The organism is Streptomyces sp. NPDC017520 (assembly GCF_044329855.1).
In the GTDB taxonomy this organism is placed as follows: domain Bacteria; phylum Actinomycetota; class Actinomycetes; order Streptomycetales; family Streptomycetaceae; genus Streptomyces.
Map to the genome: position 1 here is coordinate 184,283 of NZ_JBIRKB010000003.1, position 16,874 is coordinate 201,156.

Genomic DNA, 16,874 nt, shown 5'->3' on the forward strand with positions numbered 1-16,874 from the left:
GAAGGGGGGTGCGGTGGGCTCAGTCGCGCAGGAACGCCAGGACCGCGAGCACCCGGCGGTTGGTGGCGTCCGAGACGTCGAGGTCGAGCTTGGTGAGGATCGACCCGAAGTGCTTGCTGACCGTGCCCTCGCCGACGTGCAGGGCCTCGGCGACGGACGCGTTGGAGCGGCCCTCCGCCATCAGCGCGAGCACCTCCACCTCACGGGCGGTGAGCCGGGCGAGCGGGTCGCGGCGGCGCCGGATCAGCTGCCGTACGACCTCGGGGTCCACCACCGTGGCACCCTCGGCCACCCGGCGCAGCGCGTCGGCGAACTCCTCGACGTGACCGATGCGCTCCTTGAGGAGGTAGCCCACCCCCGTACCGTCCGAGGCGTCCAGCAGGTCCTCGGCGTAGGCGCGCTGGACGTACTGGCTGAGCACCAGCACCGGCAGCCCCGGCAGCTTCTCGCGCAGCGCGACCGCGGCCCGCAGGCCCTCGTCCGAGAAGCCGGGCGGCATCCGGACGTCGGTCACCACGATGTCCGGGCGGTGCTCCAGAGCGGCGGCCGTCAGCTCCTCGGCGGTGCCCACCGCGGCGAGGACACGGTGCCCGAAGCGTTCCAGCAGGCCGACCAGGCCCTCGCGCAGGAGCACGCTGTCCTCGGCCAGTACGACGCGCAGCATCAGGTCCTCGAATTCGCGGGCGGGCAGGGAACCTCCAGCCGGAATACCGTCGGCCCCCCGGGCGGACTGGACAGTAGCAGGGTGCCGCCCAGCACCGAGAGGCGATCGGCGACGCCCTGGAGGCCCGTTCCGCCCTCGCTCACGCGCCCGCCGTTTTCGGCGTCCGCCGTCCCGCCCAGCCGCGCGCCCCCGCGCCCGTCGTCCTCGACCTCCACCGTCAGCCACCTCCTCAAGGTCGTGCCAGTCACCGTCACGCGGGTCGCACCGCTGTGCTTCGCCACGTTCGCCAGTGCCTCGCTGACCGCGAAGTAGACGGCGGTCTCGACGGCTTCGGGCAGCCGGTCCGGTACGGCGAACCGCACCTCGACCGGGACCGGTGAGCGGTCCGCCAGATCCTCGACGGCGGCCTCCAGACCCCGGTCGGTGAGGATGTGGGGGTGGATCCCGTGGATCAGCTCGCGGATCTCCACCAGGGCGACCGACGCCTCCTCGTGCGCCCGGTCCAGCAGGCCGCCCAGCGGTTCGGCGGGTCGCTCCAGCCGGGCGAGGCCCAACGTCATGGAGAGGGCCACGAGCCGCTGCTGCGCCCCGTCGTGCAGGTCGCGCTCGATACGGCGGCGTTCCGCCTCGAACGCGTCCACCAGCCGCGTCCGCGACCGGTCCAGCTCCGCGATCCGGGAATCGAGCGCGGAGTCCGGCGGGGAGAGCAGCGCCCGGGTCAGTACGGCCCGGCCCCGGGCCACCACCCCCAGCGGCCGGATCAGCAACGGCAGCAGCACCACCCCCGCCAACAGCACCGCGAACGCCTCCGGCCAGGAGTCGGCGAGCCAGAGCTTCAGGACGCGCGCCTCCCCGTCCCCGCCCGCCGCCATCATGACCGGGGTCCCGATCAGCCCGCCGCACACCAGCAGTACGCTGCCGACGGCCAGCGCCTCCAGCGGCCACAGGACGAACGCGAAGAGCAGCGCGTACGCCAACTCCCGCCAGGTGCACCGCTCCTGGAGCCGGGTCCGCAGCCAGGACGCCAGGCCCGGTTCGGGCGGTTCGCGGTGCGGGTCGAGGAGCGGGGCCGGGTCGATCAGCCGGAGCCTGCGCCGCTCCAGCCCGGCCAGCGGAATGCCGGCGAGGACGAGCGTCAGCAGGAGCGGCACCCCGATGACGAGGACGGTCAGCGCGCTGCCCGCGACCGCCAGCAGAAGCAGCGCCACCAGCGTCGCGACGCCGAGGGGCACGCTGGTCAGGAGGTAGAGCGCGGCACGCCACGGCCGGCCGCCGAGCAGCCGGCCGCCGAGCAGCCGGCCGCCCAGGAGCCGACGCGACAGGGCCCGGGGGAGGGCCCCGGGGGCAGCTCGGAGGCCGGCCCGGGGAAGGGCCGGCCGTGGTTCCGAGGGCGCGACCGGCCAGGGCTCCGAGAGCGTGGGCGGCCGGGGTTCCGAGGGTGCGTCCGGTTGGGGCTCCGAGGGCGTGGGCGGCGGTGAGCCGGTGGAGAGCATGCCGGGCACGCTACGAGACGGTCCACCGGGCGGGCCACCCTGGTCCCTGCCCCTTCCATGGTGGAGCTGGCTCCACCATGGAAGCCCCCTCTCGCTGCGATGTGCCGTGCGAGCGCCGCCGGTTGAGTGGGCCCCATGAATCCAGCAGCGAGTGCCGGCCGGCCACCGGCCGTTCGACTCCGGTCCGTGACCCGTTCCTACGGCCGCGAGGGCCGCGAGGGCCGCGATGGCAGCACGGTCAAAGCGCTCGACGACGTCAGCCTGACCATCCACCGCGGCACGTTCACCGCCGTCATGGGGCCCTCCGGCTCCGGCAAGTCGACGCTCCTGCACTGCGTCGCGGGCCTGGACCGGCCGACCGGCGGCCGGGTGTTGCTCGGCGACACCGATCTGACCGGGCTGAGCGAGGCCCGGCTGACCCGGCTGCGCCGGGGGCGGATCGGCTTCGTCTTCCAGGCGTTCAACCTGCTGCCCTCCCTGACCGCCGCGCAGAACGTGGCCCTGCCCCTGAGGCTCGCCGGCCGACGGCCGCGCAAGGCCGAGGTCCTCCACGCGCTGGACCAGGTCGGGTTGCGGGACCGGGCCGGCCACCGGCCCGGTGAGCTCTCCGGCGGCCAGCAGCAGCGGGTGGCCATCGCCCGCGCGCTGGTGACCCGGCCCGAGGTGCTCTTCGGCGACGAACCGACCGGGGCCCTGGACTCCACCGCCGGGCGCGTGGTGCTCGGCCTGTTGCGCGCGATGACCGACGAGGGGCGCACCGTGATCATGGTGACCCACGACCCGGTCGCCGCCTCCTTCGCCGACCGGGTCGTCTTCCTCGCCGACGGCCGTATCCGGGAGGAGCTGGACGCGCCCACGGCGGAGCGGGTCGCCGCCCGCATGGCGGCGGGCGCGGGCCCGGCGGCTCCGGCTTCCCCGACAGCCCCGCCGACCCCCTCCGCCTTCCCGACAGCCCCGCCGGCCCCCTCCGCTTCCCCGGCGGTGGCCCCGTGCTGATGCTCGCCCTGCGCGGGATGCGCACGCGCTGGGTCACCTTCGTCGGGTCGTTCGTCGCCCTGGCGCTGGGAGTCGGCCTGATCGCGGCCACCGGACTCGCCCTCGCCTCGACGTTCGACGCCCCGGAGCGGGGCCCCGAACGGTTCGCCGCCGCCCCCGTCGTCGTCCGGGCCGCCGATCACCTCCGGGTCGACACCTCGACCGGTACCCGGAGCAAGCCGCTCCACCACCCCGGACCGGTCGGCGAGCGGATCGCCGACCGGCTGGCCGCCCTCGGCCGCACGGTGGAGGACCGGACGTTCACGGCGGACATCACGGCTCCGCGCACCGATGCCGAGGAGCCGCCCACCGGCCCTGCCGTCCAGGAGCCGCGCACCGGCGCCGAGGAGCGGCCCACCGGCCCTGCCGTCCAGGAGCCGCGCACCGGCGCCGAGGAGCGGCCCACCGGCCCTGCCGCCCAGAAGCCGCGCACCGACGCCGAGGAGCGGCCCACCGGCCCTGCCGCCCAGAAGCCGCGCACCGACGCCGAGGAGCGGCCCACCGGCCCTGCCGTCCAGAAGCCGCGCACCGGCGCCGACGCCAGGGCCGAGGAGCCGCCCACCGGCCCTGCCGCCCAGAAGCCGCGCACCGGCGCCGACGCCAGGAAGTCCCCTACCGGCCGGGACGCCGAAACCCGGGTCGGGCACCCGTGGCCGGTCGCCGCCGCGGCCCCGTACCGCCTCACCTCGGGCCGCGCCCCCGCCGCCCCGGGCGAGATCGTCGTCACCAGCCGGCCCGGCGGCGATGCCCCGCTCCGTACCGGTGACCGTGTTCTGGTCCGCACCCCGGCCGGAATCGCCCCCCGGACCGTCGTCGGCACCGTGGCCGGCCGGGGCTTCGAGGACGCCGTCTTCTTCACCGACGACGAGGCCGCCCGGATCTCCCCGGACATCGACGCCCTCGTCGTGCACGCCGACGCCACCGCCGTACGCAGGGCGCTCGGGCCGGACAGTGGCATGGACGTCCTCACCGGCCACGACCGCCGCCGCGCCGACCCCGACCCCGACCGCGACGCCCGGGCTCTGGTCTCCGTCAACGCCCTGCTCGGCACCGCCGCCGGTATCACCCTGTTCGTCTCCGCCGCCGTCGTGGCCTCGACGTTCTCCTTCGCCGTGGCCCAACGGCGGCGGGAGTTCGGCCTGTTGCGCACGGTCGGAGCGACGCCCGGCCAGATCCGCCGTACGGTGTGCGTCGAGGCGATCCTCGTCGGCGTCCTCGCCTCGGCCGCGGGCGCGTGGCTCGGAGCCCGGGCCGCGCCCCTGCTCGTCGGCCGGATGGCCGAAGCGGGCCTCGCACCGCCCTGGTTCGCCCTCGGCGACGCCTCCTGGCCGCTGCACACCGCCTTCTGGACCGGTGTGTTCGTCGCCACGGCCGGGGCCCTCGTCTCCTGTCACCGGGCCGGGCGAACGGCCCCGACCGAGGCGCTGCGCGAGGCGGCCGTCGACAGCCGTGTCATGCCGGCGAGCCGCTGGGCGGCGGCCGTCCTGGTCCTGCTCGCCGGACTGGGCCTGCCCGCCCTGGCGTTGGCCGTCGACCCCGGCGACCTGCTGGGCCGCAAGTCCTACATCACCCGGCCCATGCTCCTCGTCGTCGGCTGCGCGCTCCTGGCCCCCGTCCTGGTGCGCCCCGTCGGCCGGCTGCTGACCTGGCTGCCCGCGCGGCTGCCCGGTGCCACCGGCGTACTCGTCCGGGAGAACACCGCCACCGGGGTGCGCAGGACGGCGGCCGTCGCCGCGCCCGTCCTCATCACCGTCGCCCTCGCCGCCACCCTGACGGGCACCGTCGCCACCCTGGAGGAGGCCAGGGCCACCGAGGCGCGCACCGCCACGACCGCCGACTTCGTGGTGACGTCGGGACAGGAGGGCCGCCCGTTGGCGCCCGCGTTCGTGGAGCGGGCGCGGGCCGTCGAGGGGGCCGTGGTCAGCGTCTCGCGGTCCACGGCCGTCACCGTCCTCGAAGAGGACACGGCCCTCGTGACCTCCGAGGCGCGCGCGGTCGACCCCGCCCGGCTGGCCGCCGTGTCGGAGCTGCCTGTCACGGCGGGCCGGCTCGCCGACCTCGACGACGGCGCGATCGTCGTCAACGAGGAGTGGCTGACCACACGGGTCGGCGACCGGGGCACCGTCTGGCTGGGCGACGGGCGTAGGGCCTCGCTGCGGATCGCCGCCGTCCTGGCCACCGGAACCGGCGACAACGGCGTCTACGTCACCCCGCGCAACGCCGGGGGCGCGGGCGTCGACCGGATCGACGTCAAGGTCGCCGAGGGCGCCGACCGGCGGGCCGTCGCCGCCGCGCTGCGAACCGCCGGGGCCGCCACCGGTACGCCGGTCACGACCCGAGCCGAGTGGCTGGACGCGAACGGCCCGGGGACGAACGACCGGACCAGGACCGGGTTCCGGATGATCCTCGGCATCGCTCTGCTCTGTACGGCGACGGCCCTGGCCAACACCCTGGTCATGGCCACCTCCGACCGGGTCCGGGATCTCGCCGTGCTCCGTCTCGCGGGAGCCACCGCCCCCCAGGTCCTGCGGCTCGTCGCGGCCGAGGCGGTGGTCGCGGTCGGGGTGGGTGCCGTGCTCGGGGGCGTGGTCGCGGCGGTGAACCTGCTGGTGGTGTGGGGTGCGCTGGTGCTGCTGGGCGTCACGTCCGCCGTCGTGGTGCCATGGGGAACGCTCGGCCTCGTCGTCGCGGCCGCCGCGTCCCTGGCCGCCGTCTCCGCCGTCCTGCCCGCCTCGCTCGCCCTGCGGACCCGGGCGGTCGAACTCGCGGGTGCCCGGGAGTAGTCCTCGTCGGCGGCTGCTCACCAAACCCGCGGGGAGCCGCTGCCGGATCGTTCCGCAGCGCCCGCGGGGCCGTCGCCGGATCGTTCCGCAGCACCCGCGAGCAGCCGTCGACGCATTGACAACACTCGTGATCAACCCGTCCAGGGCATAGGCTCGCCCCATGGGCAGCCACTCCGCACATCTGCCGAACCCGACCACCCCGGCCGGCCGCGAGGGGCTCGACGCCGTTCTCGCCCGGCCCGACCGCGCGGTCGTCGCACTCGACTTCGACGGCACGCTCGCCGACATCGTCCCGGACCCCGAGCAGGCCCGCGCCCACCCCGGCACGGTGGCCGCGCTCGCCGCGCTCGCGCCGAAGGTGGCCGCCGTCGCCGTGATCACCGGCCGCCCGGCGGGCGTCGCGGTGCGCTACGGAGGCTTCGCGGGCGTCCCCGGGCTGGAGCACCTCGTCGTGCTCGGTCATTACGGCGCAGAACGCTGGGACGCCGTGACCGGCACCGTGAACGCCCCCGCCCCGCATCCGGGCGTGGCCGCGGTGCGAGCCGAACTCCCCGGCGTACTGCATGCGTTCGACTCCTGGCACGGCACCTGGATCGAGGAGAAGGGGCGGGCCGTCGCCGTCCACACCCGGCGTGCCGAGGACCCGCAGGCGGCATTCGAGACGCTGCGCGGGCCCCTCGGCGAGCTGGCCGCCAAGCACGGGTTGATCGTCGAACCGGGCCGCCTGGTGCTGGAGTTGCGGCCACCCGGCATGGACAAGGGCGTCGCGCTCGCCACGTTCGTCGCGGAGCTGGACGCCGAGTCCGTGATCTACGCGGGCGACGACCTCGGGGACCTCGCCGCGTTCTCGGCGGTGGAGAAGCTGCGGACCGAGGGCCCTGACGGCATCCCGGGCCTCCTGGTGTGCAGCGGCAGCACCGAGGTGCCCGAGCTGGCCGAGCGCGCGGACCTGTCGGTGCCGGGCCCGGCCGGCGTGGTCGCGTTCCTGGCGGCTCTGGCCGAGCGGCTCTGAACCGAGTCGGGAGACCGGCGGGACCCGAGTCGGGAGACCGGCGCCTCACCCCTGCCGCAGCGCCTCCAGCTGGTCCAGGAACCACTGCTGGGGCGGCAGTGCGGTCGCCGCCTCGGCCAGTCGCTTCGTGCGGCCGGACCGCTCGTCGGCGCTCATCGTCAGCGCCTCGTGCAGGGCCTCGGCCGTGCCGACCACGTCGTACGGGTTCACCACGATCGCGTCCTCGCCCAGCTCCTCGTACGCCCCCGCCTCGCGCGACAGCACCAGCGCGCAGCCGTGGTCGGAGACGACGGGGACCTCCTTGGCGACCAGGTTCATTCCGTCGCGGATCGGGTTGACCAGAGCCACGTCGGCCAGCCGGTACGCGGCCAGCGAGCGTGCGAAGTCGTCCTTGACGTGGAGCACGACCGGGGTCCAACTATCGCTGCCGTACGCCCCGTTGATCTCCGTTGCCAGGGCCTGCACCGCCGCCGTGTAGTCCCGGTAGACGGCGAGGTCCTGCCGGGAGGGGTAGGCGAAGGCGATGTGCACGACGCGCTCGCGCCACTCGGGGTGGGCGTCCAGCAGGGCCCGGTACGCGTGCAGGCCGCGCACGATGTTCTTGGACAGCTCGGTGCGGTCCACCCGGACGATGGTCTTCCGGCCCTCGCCCACCTGCTCCCGCAGCGCCGCCATCCGCTCGTCCACGTCGGCCTCGCGCGAGCGCCGGCGCAGGAAGTCCGCGTCGGCCCCCAGGCCGTGCACCCCGATCCTCGTCCGGCCCGTCCCGCCGAGGATCTCCGTGCAGCAGCCGATGAACGCGTCCGCCCAGCGGCGGGTCAGGAACGCGGCCCGGTCCGCGCCGAGGATGCCGCGCAGCAACTGCTCCGCGATGTCGTCGGGCAGCAGCCGGTAGTAGTCGACGGGCGCCCACGGGGTGTGCGAGAAGTGGCCGATCGTGAGGTCCGGGCGCAGCTCACGGAGCATGCCGGGGACCAGGGCCAGGTGGTAGTCCTGCACGAGGACCGACGCCCCGGGGCCGGCCTCCTCGGCGAGCGCCTCGGCGAAGGCCCGGTTGTACGTCTCGTAGGAAGCCCATTGGCGGCGGAACTCCGCGTCGAAGACCGGCTCCACGGGCGTCTGGTAGAGCAGGTGGTGGACGAACCACAGCACCGAGTTGGCGATGCCGTTGTACGCGTCCGCGTGTACCTCGGCGTCGATGTCGAGCATCCGCACGCCCGCCTCGCCGACCCCGCGCCGCACCGCCTCGCGGTCCCCGTCGCCGAGGGCCGCGCAGACCCACAGCTTGTCGTCGACGGCGCTGAGCCCGGAGACGAGACCTCCGCCGCCGCGCTTGGCGTCGAGCGTCCCGTCCTCGGCGAGCGCGTACGAGACGGGGCCGCGGTTGGACGCGACGAGGACCTGGGCGGTGGAAGCGGCCGCGGATCCGGGTCCGGGCTCGGTTTCGGTTTCGGGTCCGGATCCGGGTTCGGTTTCGTGTTCGGCGTGCTCGGAGACCATGTAGCGGAACCTAGCCCGTTCGGGAAGCCCCCAAACGCCTCCGGGCTTCGTGCCGCCCACCGCCTCACGCCGCGTGGCGCTCCGCGTACTCCGCGATCTCCCGCATCGGCGGCCGTTCCTCCGTGTCCACCGCATGGGTGCGGGGTACGAAGCCGTCCTCGCCGCGCTCGAACTGGGTCAGCGAGGGCCGCACCAGATGGCCCCGGGAGAGCCGCAGCTGCGCCGTGCGGTAGATCGCCGCCGCCATCCGGCCCAGCGCCTGCCCGTCCTGGTGGCGGTGTCTGCGTACGCCGACGTCGACCTGGCCCAGCGCGTCCAGGCCCACCGTGTGCAGCGCGTCGACCAGCAGGCCCAGCTCCACTCCGTAACCGACCGGGAACGGCAGCCGCTCCAGCAGGGACCGCCGCACCGCGTACTCGCCGCCCAGCGGCTGTACGAACCCGGCCAGCTGGGGCCAGTGCAGATTGAGCAATGGGCGTGCCACCAGCTCGGTGACCCGCCCCCCCTGACCTGCGCTGTCGCCGAGCGGGCGGTCGTACATCGCCTTGACGAACTGCACGGACGGGTCGGTGAGCAGCGGTCCGACCGTGCCCGAGACGAAGTCCGCGGAGAAGTCCCTGAGGTCGGCGTCGACGAAGCAGACGATCTCACCGCTGGTCACCAGGAGTGACCGCCACAGCACCTCGCCCTTGCCGGGCAGGGCCGGGACGCGGGGCAGGATCGCGTCCCGGTGGACCACCCGGGCGCCCGCCGCCCGGGCCACGGCGGCGGTGGCGTCGGTGGAGCCGGAGTCGATCACCACGAGTTCGTCGACGAGCCGGACCTTCTCCATCAGCTCCCGGCGGATCGTCGCCACGATCGCGCCGACCGTGGCCTCCTCGTTCAGCGCGGGCAGCACCACGCTCACCGACGTGCGGTGCGGATCGGCGTCCCGGGCGTCGGTGAGCCGGTTCAGCGGGCGGTCGCCGGACGACCAGGACCGCCTGGTGAGCCAGCGTTCCACCTCTTCGAGCACGGTCGGCACTCCCTGTGTGTGATCCATCTCGCGGTTCGGACGACTATCTCAACGGTCCGATGCTTCGGTTACAGTCTTGAACAACGCGTATGGCCGTCGCATGTCGGGGTCGGAGCGCGCACAAACGCCTGGATCGAAGATCCAGCGCCATAAGAGCTCATCCAGAGGGACTGAGGGAACGGCCCGTTGAAGTCCCGGCAACCCTCCTGCCGACCGCGAGGTCACGGTGGGGAAGGTGCCAATTCCGTCTTGCGGCGAAACGCGTCGCAGGGAAGATGAGGAGAAAGGGACCTCCGCCATCATGGCTGTTCAGACCGTTGCAGGTAGCACCGCCGGTAGCACCGCTTCTTCCGCCCCGGCCGTCGATCTCGGCCCCGCCGCGGCGCTTTCCTGCCGCGAGTGCGGCGAGCGTTTCGAGCTCGGCCCCCTTTTCGCCTGTGCGTCCTGTTTCGGGCCGCTGGAAGTGGCCTACGACCTGCCCACCGGATCCCCGGAGGAGCTGCGCCAGCGCATCGAGGCCGGCCCGGACAACATCTGGCGCTACGCCCCGCTGCTGCCGGTGCCCGCCGACGTCGCGGAGAAGCCCAACATCAACCCCGGCTTCACCAAGCTCGTCAAGGCCGACAACCTCGCCCGTGAACTGGGCGTCACCGGCGGCCTGTACGTGAAGGACGACTCCGGCAACCCGACGCACTCCTTCAAGGACCGCGTCGTCGCCATCGCCGTCGAGGCCGCCCGCGCCTTCGGCTTCACCACCCTCTCCTGCTCCTCCACGGGCAACCTGGCCGGAGCCGTCGGCGCCGCCGCCGCCCGGGCCGGACTCCGCTCCTGCGTGTTCATCCCGCACGACCTGGAGCAGGGCAAGGTCGTCATGGCCGCGGTGTACGGCGGTGAGCTGGTCGGCATCGAGGGCAACTACGACGACGTCAACCGCTTCTGCTCCGAGCTCATCGGCGACCCGCTCGGCGAGGGCTGGGGCTTCGTCAACGTCAACCTGCGCCCGTACTACGGCGAGGGCTCCAAGACGCTGGCGTACGAGATCTGCGAGCAGCTCGGCTGGCGGCTGCCCGACCAGATCGTCATCCCGATCGCGTCCGGCTCCCAGCTCACCAAGATCGACAAGGGGTTCCAGGAGCTGATCAAGCTCGGCCTCGTCGAGGACCGGCCGTACAAGATCTTCGGCGCCCAGGCCGAGGGCTGCTCCCCGGTCTCCGCCGCCTTCAAGGCCGGTCACGACGTCGTACGGCCCCAGAAGCCGAACACCATCGCCAAGTCGCTGGCCATCGGCAACCCGGCGGACGGCCCGTACGTCCTGGACATCGCCCGCCGCACCGGCGGCGCGGTGGAGGACGTGACCGACGAGCAGGTCGTCGACGCGATCAAGCTGCTGGCGCGCACCGAGGGCATCTTCGGCGAGACGGCGGGCGGCGTGACGCTCGGCGTGACGAAGAAGCTGATCGAGGCGGGCGTGATCGACCCGGCGCTCACCACCGTCGTCCTGAACACCGGCGACGGGCTCAAGACGCTGGACGCGGTCTCCGCGACCTCGCAGGCCACGGCGACCATCAAGCCGAGCCTGGACGCGTTCCGCGCCGCGGGCCTCGCCGCCAACTGATCACCCGAGACTTCAGGAAGGCACCCCACCATGAGCGTCAAGGTCCGCATCCCCACCATCCTCCGTACGTACACGGGCGGCCAGGCCGAGGTCCCGGCGGAGGGCGCCAAGCTCTCCGAGGTCATCGAGTCCCTGGAGAAGGAGCACCCGGGCATCGCGGCCCGCGTCCTGGACGACCAGGGCAAGCTGCGCCGCTTCGTGAACGTGTACGTCAACGACGACGACGTGCGCTTCGAGGGCGGCCTGGACGCCGCCACGCCGGACGGCGCGGGCGTCTCGATCATCCCCGCCGTCGCCGGCGGCTGCTGAACCGCCCGGGCCGCTCCACGGCGGCCCATCGCACCTCTGTGTGACCACAGTTGCCCCCTCCGCGAGAGAAGCGGAGGGGGCAATTCTGTATGGTTGAGCACGGTACAGTTGGGGAAGCCCCGTCCGCTGCCCGTGCCGCCCGCATATGAGAATGCGCCCGGCCCCGATAAGAAGCAGCCAAAGTACGTGAACCTCTTGCGGCATAAGTGCCCTTTGCCTGGCCCGACTTGCCCGTAAATCTCAGCAAACCCGCATGTTCGCGTGTTCCGCCGCGCCCAGAATTCTCGTCCGATTGACCTGTTGCAGAGGGCAGTTGGACGGATACATTCGGCCGCGGTCGATGCGCTGCGGCGCCGCGCACCCTCTCCTGTCGGGGGGTGAGTTCCGACCCGGGGCCGCGAAGTGCGGTCCCGTGCAAGGGCCAGTAATAGGGGAGTTAGGCATGGCTCAGGGCACCGTCAAGTGGTTCAACGCGGAGAAGGGGTACGGCTTCATCGCGGTCGACGGTGGTGCGGATGTTTTCGTCCACTACAGCGCGATCCAGATGGACGGGTACCGCACCCTCGAAGAGGGTCAGCGAGTTGAATTCGAGATCTCGCAGGGCCAGAAGGGGCCCCAGGCCGACATGGTCAAGCTCGCCGTCGGCTGAGCTCGGCGCGGTCGTCCGACGACACTACTCACGCACGCAGGGCCCGGCCCCCGGATCAGGGGACCGGGCCCTCCGTGCGTCCGCCCCGGGCCCTGCCGGGAGGCGTACTGCCGCCCGCGTCCGAGGCGTACCGCCGTCCTCGTCCGAGGCGCGCCGTTGTCCACATCCGACGGGGGACGCTTGCACTCGCAGGGGTCGAGTGCTAATCATTGGCGTTAGCACTCTCCAGGTGAGAGTGACAGAAACTTGGACCGGGCCGGTGAGGCCCGCAGGCGTGGTGGGGCAAGGAACCACCACGCAGGCAGGCCGTCCGTCGCGGGCGCCTCTCGGTCCGGAGAATCCACCCCTGTCCGGGAGGACCACTTCACATGGCCAAGATCATCGCGTTCGACGAGGAGGCACGGCGCGGTCTCGAGCGCGGGATGAACCAGCTCGCCGACGCCGTCAAGGTCACCCTCGGCCCCAAGGGCCGTAACGTCGTCCTCGAGAAGAAGTGGGGCGCGCCCACGATCACCAACGATGGTGTTTCCATCGCCAAGGAGATCGAGCTCGAGGACCCGTACGAGAAGATCGGTGCGGAGCTGGTCAAGGAGGTCGCCAAGAAGACGGACGACGTCGCCGGCGACGGTACGACCACCGCCACCGTTCTGGCTCAGGCTCTCGTCCGCGAGGGTCTGCGCAACGTCGCCGCAGGCGCCAACCCGATGGCCCTCAAGCGGGGCATCGAGAAGGCCGTCGAGGCCGTCTCCGCCGCTCTGCTGGAGCAGGCCAAGGACGTGGAGACCAAGGAGCAGATCGCTTCGACCGCCTCCATCTCCGCCGCCGACACCGAGATCGGCGCCAAGATCGCCGAGGCGATGGACAAGGTCGGCAAGGAAGGCGTCATCACCGTCGAGGAGTCCCAGACCTTCGGTCTGGAGCTTGAGCTCACCGAGGGTATGCGCTTCGACAAGGGCTACATCTCGGCGTACTTCGCGACCGACATGGAGCGTATGGAGGCGTCGCTCGACGACCCGTACATCCTGATCGTCAACTCGAAGATCGCCAGCGTCAAGGACCTGATCCCGCTGCTGGAGAAGGTCATGCAGTCGGGCAAGCCCCTGCTGATCATCGCCGAGGACGTCGAGGGCGAGGCGCTCTCCACCCTGGTCGTCAACAAGATCAAGGGCACGTTCAAGTCCGTCGCCGTCAAGGCTCCGGGCTTCGGCGACCGCCGCAAGGCCATGCTCGCGGACATCGCCATCCTCACCGGTGGCACCGTGATCTCCGAGGAGGTCGGTCTCAAGCTGGAGAACGCCGGCCTGGACCTGCTCGGCCGTGCCCGCAAGGTCGTCATCACCAAGGACGAGACCACGATCGTCGACGGCGCCGGTGACAGCGACCAGGTTCAGGGTCGCGTCAACCAGATCCGTGCCGAGATCGAGAACTCCGACTCGGACTACGACCGCGAGAAGCTCCAGGAGCGTCTGGCGAAGCTGGCCGGCGGCGTGGCCGTCATCAAGGCCGGCGCCGCCACCGAGGTGGAGCTCAAGGAGCGCAAGCACCGCATCGAGGACGCGGTGCGCAACGCCAAGGCCGCCGTCGAGGAGGGCATCGTCGCCGGTGGTGGCGTGGCTCTGCTCCAGGCCTCGGCCGTCTTCGAGAAGCTCGACCTCACGGGCGACGAGGCGACCGGCGCCAACGCCGTGAAGCTCGCGCTGGAGGCCCCGCTCAAGCAGATCGCCGTCAACGGTGGTCTTGAGGGCGGCGTCGTCGTGGAGAAGGTCCGCAACCTGCCGATCGGTCACGGCCTCAACGCCGCGACCGGCGAGTACGTCGACATGATCGCCGAGGGCATTCTCGACCCGGCGAAGGTCACGCGCTCCGCTCTGCAGAACGCCGCGTCCATCGCCGCGCTCTTCCTCACCACCGAGGCCGTCATCGCCGACAAGCCCGAGAAGGCCGGCGCGGCCGCCCCGGGCGGCATGCCGGGCGGTGACATGGACTTCTGATCCGCCGCGGAGTCCCGGGCCCGCCCGGGAGCCCTCCGGCTGATCGAAGTTCGCCGTACGTCCCACAGGGGCGGTATCTCCTTCGTGAAGGTGCCGCCCCTGTGGCGTTCCCCGACGGGCCGACGCCCGGCCTACGCGGGCCTCCTCCGGGCCTACGCGGGCCTCCTCCGGGCCTACGCGGGCCTCCTCCGGGCCTCCTCCGGGCCGACGCGGGCCGATGCGGGCAGCCCGGTGCGCGGGCGCGTGGCCGAATGGCCACTTGCCGCGCCCTTCCCGATGAGGCAGTACGTGTCAGCGCGGTGGGGCCGATCACGGTGGCGGCCCGCGCCCCCCGGAGCAGGACGGACGCGGAGCCGTCCGGCGGCCCGTCCCGGCTGGTTCCCCACTGCCCCGGCGGGCCGCTCCCTCCCGTGGCAGCTCACCGCCCGGCCCGGCGACCGCAGCCGGTCAGTGGTCCAGTCCACCCCGCGTCCGCGCCCCGGTGGTGTGCGACTGCACATGGCGCTTCGCCGACGTTCCCGGCCCCGGTGGAGACGGTCCGGAGCGGCACGCTCCGGTCCTCGCCACTCGCGCTATCCAGCCAACTTCGGACGGTAAGTCGGAATCATGCGTACCGGTGGGACTGCGGGACATGATGGCCCTGGTGTTCACGTGGTGAACACCCGTCGCATAAACAACTTCCGTTATGCAGAAGCCACTTGGGCATATCGGACGTCAACCGCACAGAAGGGAAGGTGTCATGAAGCTGCGGAAGAAGGCTTACGTGAAGCCGTCGCTGTTCAAGCAGGGTGACTTCTCGAAGAAGACCGCCGGTTACTTCTACGGCTCGTACAAGGAGTACTGGGTCCGTCGCATCAGCTGATCCGGCCCCCGGCCCCCTGTGTGCGCTGTATGAGAACTTCCGGAAGGTGAACATGCCCGGCCACCCGCGTGACTACTTCGTCGTCCTGCCGGACAGTGCGGCGGGAGCGGCGGTGGCCGGGCAACTCCCCGGGACGCCGGTCGTCGCCCACGCTTCGGGCCGGCCCTGGGTCATCGCCCGCCTGCTGGTCCGCGAGGTGAGCCATCTCCGCCGGGGCGACGACGCCCTCGTCCTCATCGGCCCGGACCGGGTCCCCGAGGCCGTGCTCGCCGGTCTTCTGGAGGGCGCCCGCGACCGGGCCGGCCTGGAACGCCGCCTCGCCCGGCTGCCCGGACTCCACCACGTGATCGCCCGGCTCTCCGGCGAGACCTGGATCCGGGGCACCGCCACCGGGCTGCGCCGGATCTACCACGCCCGGCACCCGGAGGCCGGAACCATCACCTCCGACCGTCCCGCCGTCCTCGCCCGCCTGATCGACGCGCCCCTCGACGACGGCGCGCTGGCCCTGCGCATGCTCGACTTCCTGCCGCACCCGCTGAGCCGCCGCGTCGTATGGCGGGGCGTGTACGAGACCGGCGCCGGGTACGGCCTGGCCCTGCCCGCCGCGACGCCGGGCACGACCGCTGTCCCGGGCCCCACGGAGCACCGCTGGTGGGAACCGCCGCCCGCCGAACTCTCCCTGGCCGAGGGGGCCCGAAGACTCGGTGACGCCGTCGCCGCCTCCGTACGGGCCCATGTCGGCGGCCTGGACCGGATCAGCTGCGAGCTGTCCGGCGGCCTGGACTCCACCGCGCTCACGTTCGCCGCCCGGGCGACCGGGCCCGCCGAGCTGTCCCTCCTCACCGTGGCCGCCCGGGACCGCTACAGCGAGGACGAGACCTGGGCGCGGAGGGCCGTGGAGGCGGCCGGGGGGAGCACGAGCACCGCGTCCACCGCCCTGGACCACCAGATCATCCCCGCCGACGACACCCCCTACTTCTACGCCGATCTCGCGTCCTGTGCCGACGAGTTGAACGACGAACCGCTCCCCGTCGCCCCCGGCCGGGCCCGCGCGCACCTCCTGCTCGGCCGCGCCCACGCCACCGGCTCGCGCTACCACCTCACCGGCTACGGCGGCGACGAACTCTTCCTCGGGCTGCCCCACGCCTACCAGGACCTCTTCCACGGCAACCCGTTCACCGCCTGGAGCCACCTCGGCGGCCTGCGCCACCAGCTCGGCTGGCCGCTCCTGCCCACGGTGCGGGGCCTGTTGAACCGCTCCACGTTCCCCCGTTGGCTCGCCGGGGCGGTCACCGCCGAACCTCAGCCGGTCGCCCGGACCCCGCTGCTCTCCTGGGGCGTACGGCAGTCGCTGCGGCCCTGGTTCACCGACCACGCGAACACCCTGATCACCGAGGAGTTCCGGGCCGCCGCCGAGCACGCCGAGCCGATCGACCCCTGGCGCGGACGGCACGTCGACATCGACGCCGTACGGATGGGGGCCCGGCACTTCCAGGCGATGGAGGACATCGGCATGACGATCGGACTGCCGGTCGCCGCGCCCTTCTACGACGACCGCGTCCTGGAGGCGACCCTCGCCGTCCGCCTGCCGGAGCGGATCAGCCCCTGGCGCTACAAACCGCTGCTCGTCGAGGCGATGCGCGGCGTGGTCCCGGACACGCTCCTGGCCCGGACCACGAAGGACCACATGTCCTCCGACGAATACCAGGGCCTGCGCGAACACGGCCCGGAACTGGCCGCGCTGTGGACCGGCTCCCGGCTGGCGGAGCGCGGTCTGGTCGACTCCCGCCGGCTGCTCCGGCTCGCCGCCGAACCCTTCTCGCCGGTCCTGGTCGAGCACTCCATCAGCTCCACCGTGGCCGGGGAGACCTGGCTCCGCACGGCCGAGGACGCCTGGCCGGCCCCTCGGACACGTACGACGTCCCCCATCTGACCACCAGCGAGGC

The 16,874-nt window shown here is 72.8% G+C and carries 13 protein-coding genes and 1 riboswitch; of the genes, 9 read left to right on the plus strand and 4 right to left on the minus strand.

Features of this window, described 5'->3' with window-relative positions; all coding sequences use genetic code 11:
• Positions 1-19: 19 nt before the first annotated feature.
• Both ACH4KB_RS08625 and ACH4KB_RS08630 read right to left on the minus strand, forming a co-directional pair.
• A complete protein-coding gene (locus ACH4KB_RS08625) occupies positions 20-664 on the minus strand; it encodes a response regulator (RefSeq protein ID WP_398064989.1) in 645 nt (214 codons plus the stop codon).
• Positions 664-2,157, minus strand: a complete 1,494-nt coding sequence (locus tag ACH4KB_RS08630; RefSeq protein ID WP_398064991.1) for a sensor histidine kinase — start codon at positions 2,155-2,157, stop codon at positions 664-666. Before ACH4KB_RS08630 ends, ACH4KB_RS08625 begins: the two co-directional genes overlap by 1 nt.
• Positions 2,158-2,292: 135 nt before the next feature.
• Between ACH4KB_RS08630 and ACH4KB_RS08635 the strand changes: the two genes are divergently transcribed.
• The 3 genes from ACH4KB_RS08635 to otsB all read left to right on the plus strand — a co-directional run bounded on the left by ACH4KB_RS08635 (position 2,293) and on the right by otsB (position 6,987).
• The gene (locus ACH4KB_RS08635) at positions 2,293-3,153 is read left to right on the plus strand and encodes an ABC transporter ATP-binding protein (RefSeq protein ID WP_398064993.1); all 861 of its coding nucleotides are present in this window, start codon (positions 2,293-2,295) and stop codon (positions 3,151-3,153) included.
• Positions 3,153-5,975, plus strand: coding sequence for an FtsX-like permease family protein (locus ACH4KB_RS08640; protein ID WP_398065610.1), 2,823 nt, complete (start codon positions 3,153-3,155; stop codon positions 5,973-5,975). The genes ACH4KB_RS08635 and ACH4KB_RS08640 overlap by 1 nt, the downstream gene beginning before the upstream one ends.
• Before the next feature lie 160 nt (positions 5,976-6,135).
• A complete protein-coding gene (otsB, locus tag ACH4KB_RS08645) occupies positions 6,136-6,987 on the plus strand; it encodes a trehalose-phosphatase (protein ID WP_398064995.1) in 852 nt (283 codons plus the stop codon).
• A gap of 45 nt (positions 6,988-7,032) precedes the next feature.
• On the opposite strand, the gene ACH4KB_RS08650 is transcribed toward otsB, so the two are convergent.
• Together ACH4KB_RS08650 and ACH4KB_RS08655 are read right to left on the minus strand one after the other, a co-directional pair.
• Entirely contained in the window at positions 7,033-8,487 is a 1,455-nt protein-coding gene (locus ACH4KB_RS08650) for a trehalose-6-phosphate synthase (protein ID WP_398064997.1), read from the minus strand.
• A 64-nt stretch (positions 8,488-8,551) separates the two neighbouring features.
• Positions 8,552-9,502, minus strand: a complete 951-nt coding sequence (locus tag ACH4KB_RS08655) for a glucosyl-3-phosphoglycerate synthase (RefSeq protein WP_398065611.1) — start codon at positions 9,500-9,502, stop codon at positions 8,552-8,554.
• A 154-nt stretch (positions 9,503-9,656) separates the two neighbouring features.
• A riboswitch (SAM riboswitch) is annotated at positions 9,657-9,784 on the plus strand.
• 19 nt (positions 9,785-9,803) lie between these two features.
• On the opposite strand from ACH4KB_RS08655, the gene thrC reads away from it, so the two are divergent.
• The 6 genes from thrC to ACH4KB_RS08685 all read left to right on the plus strand — a co-directional run bounded on the left by thrC (position 9,804) and on the right by ACH4KB_RS08685 (position 16,861).
• Entirely contained in the window at positions 9,804-11,117 is a 1,314-nt protein-coding gene (gene thrC, locus ACH4KB_RS08660; protein ID WP_398064999.1) for a threonine synthase, read from the plus strand.
• Between the two features lie 30 nt (positions 11,118-11,147).
• A complete protein-coding gene (locus ACH4KB_RS08665) occupies positions 11,148-11,426 on the plus strand; it encodes a MoaD/ThiS family protein (RefSeq protein ID WP_219611448.1) in 279 nt (92 codons plus the stop codon).
• 442 nt (positions 11,427-11,868) lie between these two features.
• On the plus strand, positions 11,869-12,075 hold the full coding sequence (locus ACH4KB_RS08670) for a cold-shock protein (protein ID WP_003967346.1): 207 nt from the start codon (positions 11,869-11,871) through the stop codon (positions 12,073-12,075).
• 368 nt (positions 12,076-12,443) lie between these two features.
• Positions 12,444-14,066: a chaperonin GroEL gene (gene groL, locus ACH4KB_RS08675; protein WP_018958808.1), complete on the plus strand. Its 1,623-nt coding sequence runs from the start codon at positions 12,444-12,446 to the stop codon at positions 14,064-14,066.
• 739 nt (positions 14,067-14,805) lie between these two features.
• Positions 14,806-14,928: a keywimysin-related RiPP gene (locus tag ACH4KB_RS08680; protein WP_018958807.1), complete on the plus strand. Its 123-nt coding sequence runs from the start codon at positions 14,806-14,808 to the stop codon at positions 14,926-14,928.
• A gap of 52 nt (positions 14,929-14,980) precedes the next feature.
• Entirely contained in the window at positions 14,981-16,861 is a 1,881-nt protein-coding gene (locus ACH4KB_RS08685) for an asparagine synthase-related protein (protein ID WP_398065001.1), read from the plus strand.
• Positions 16,862-16,874: the final 13 nt, after the last annotated feature.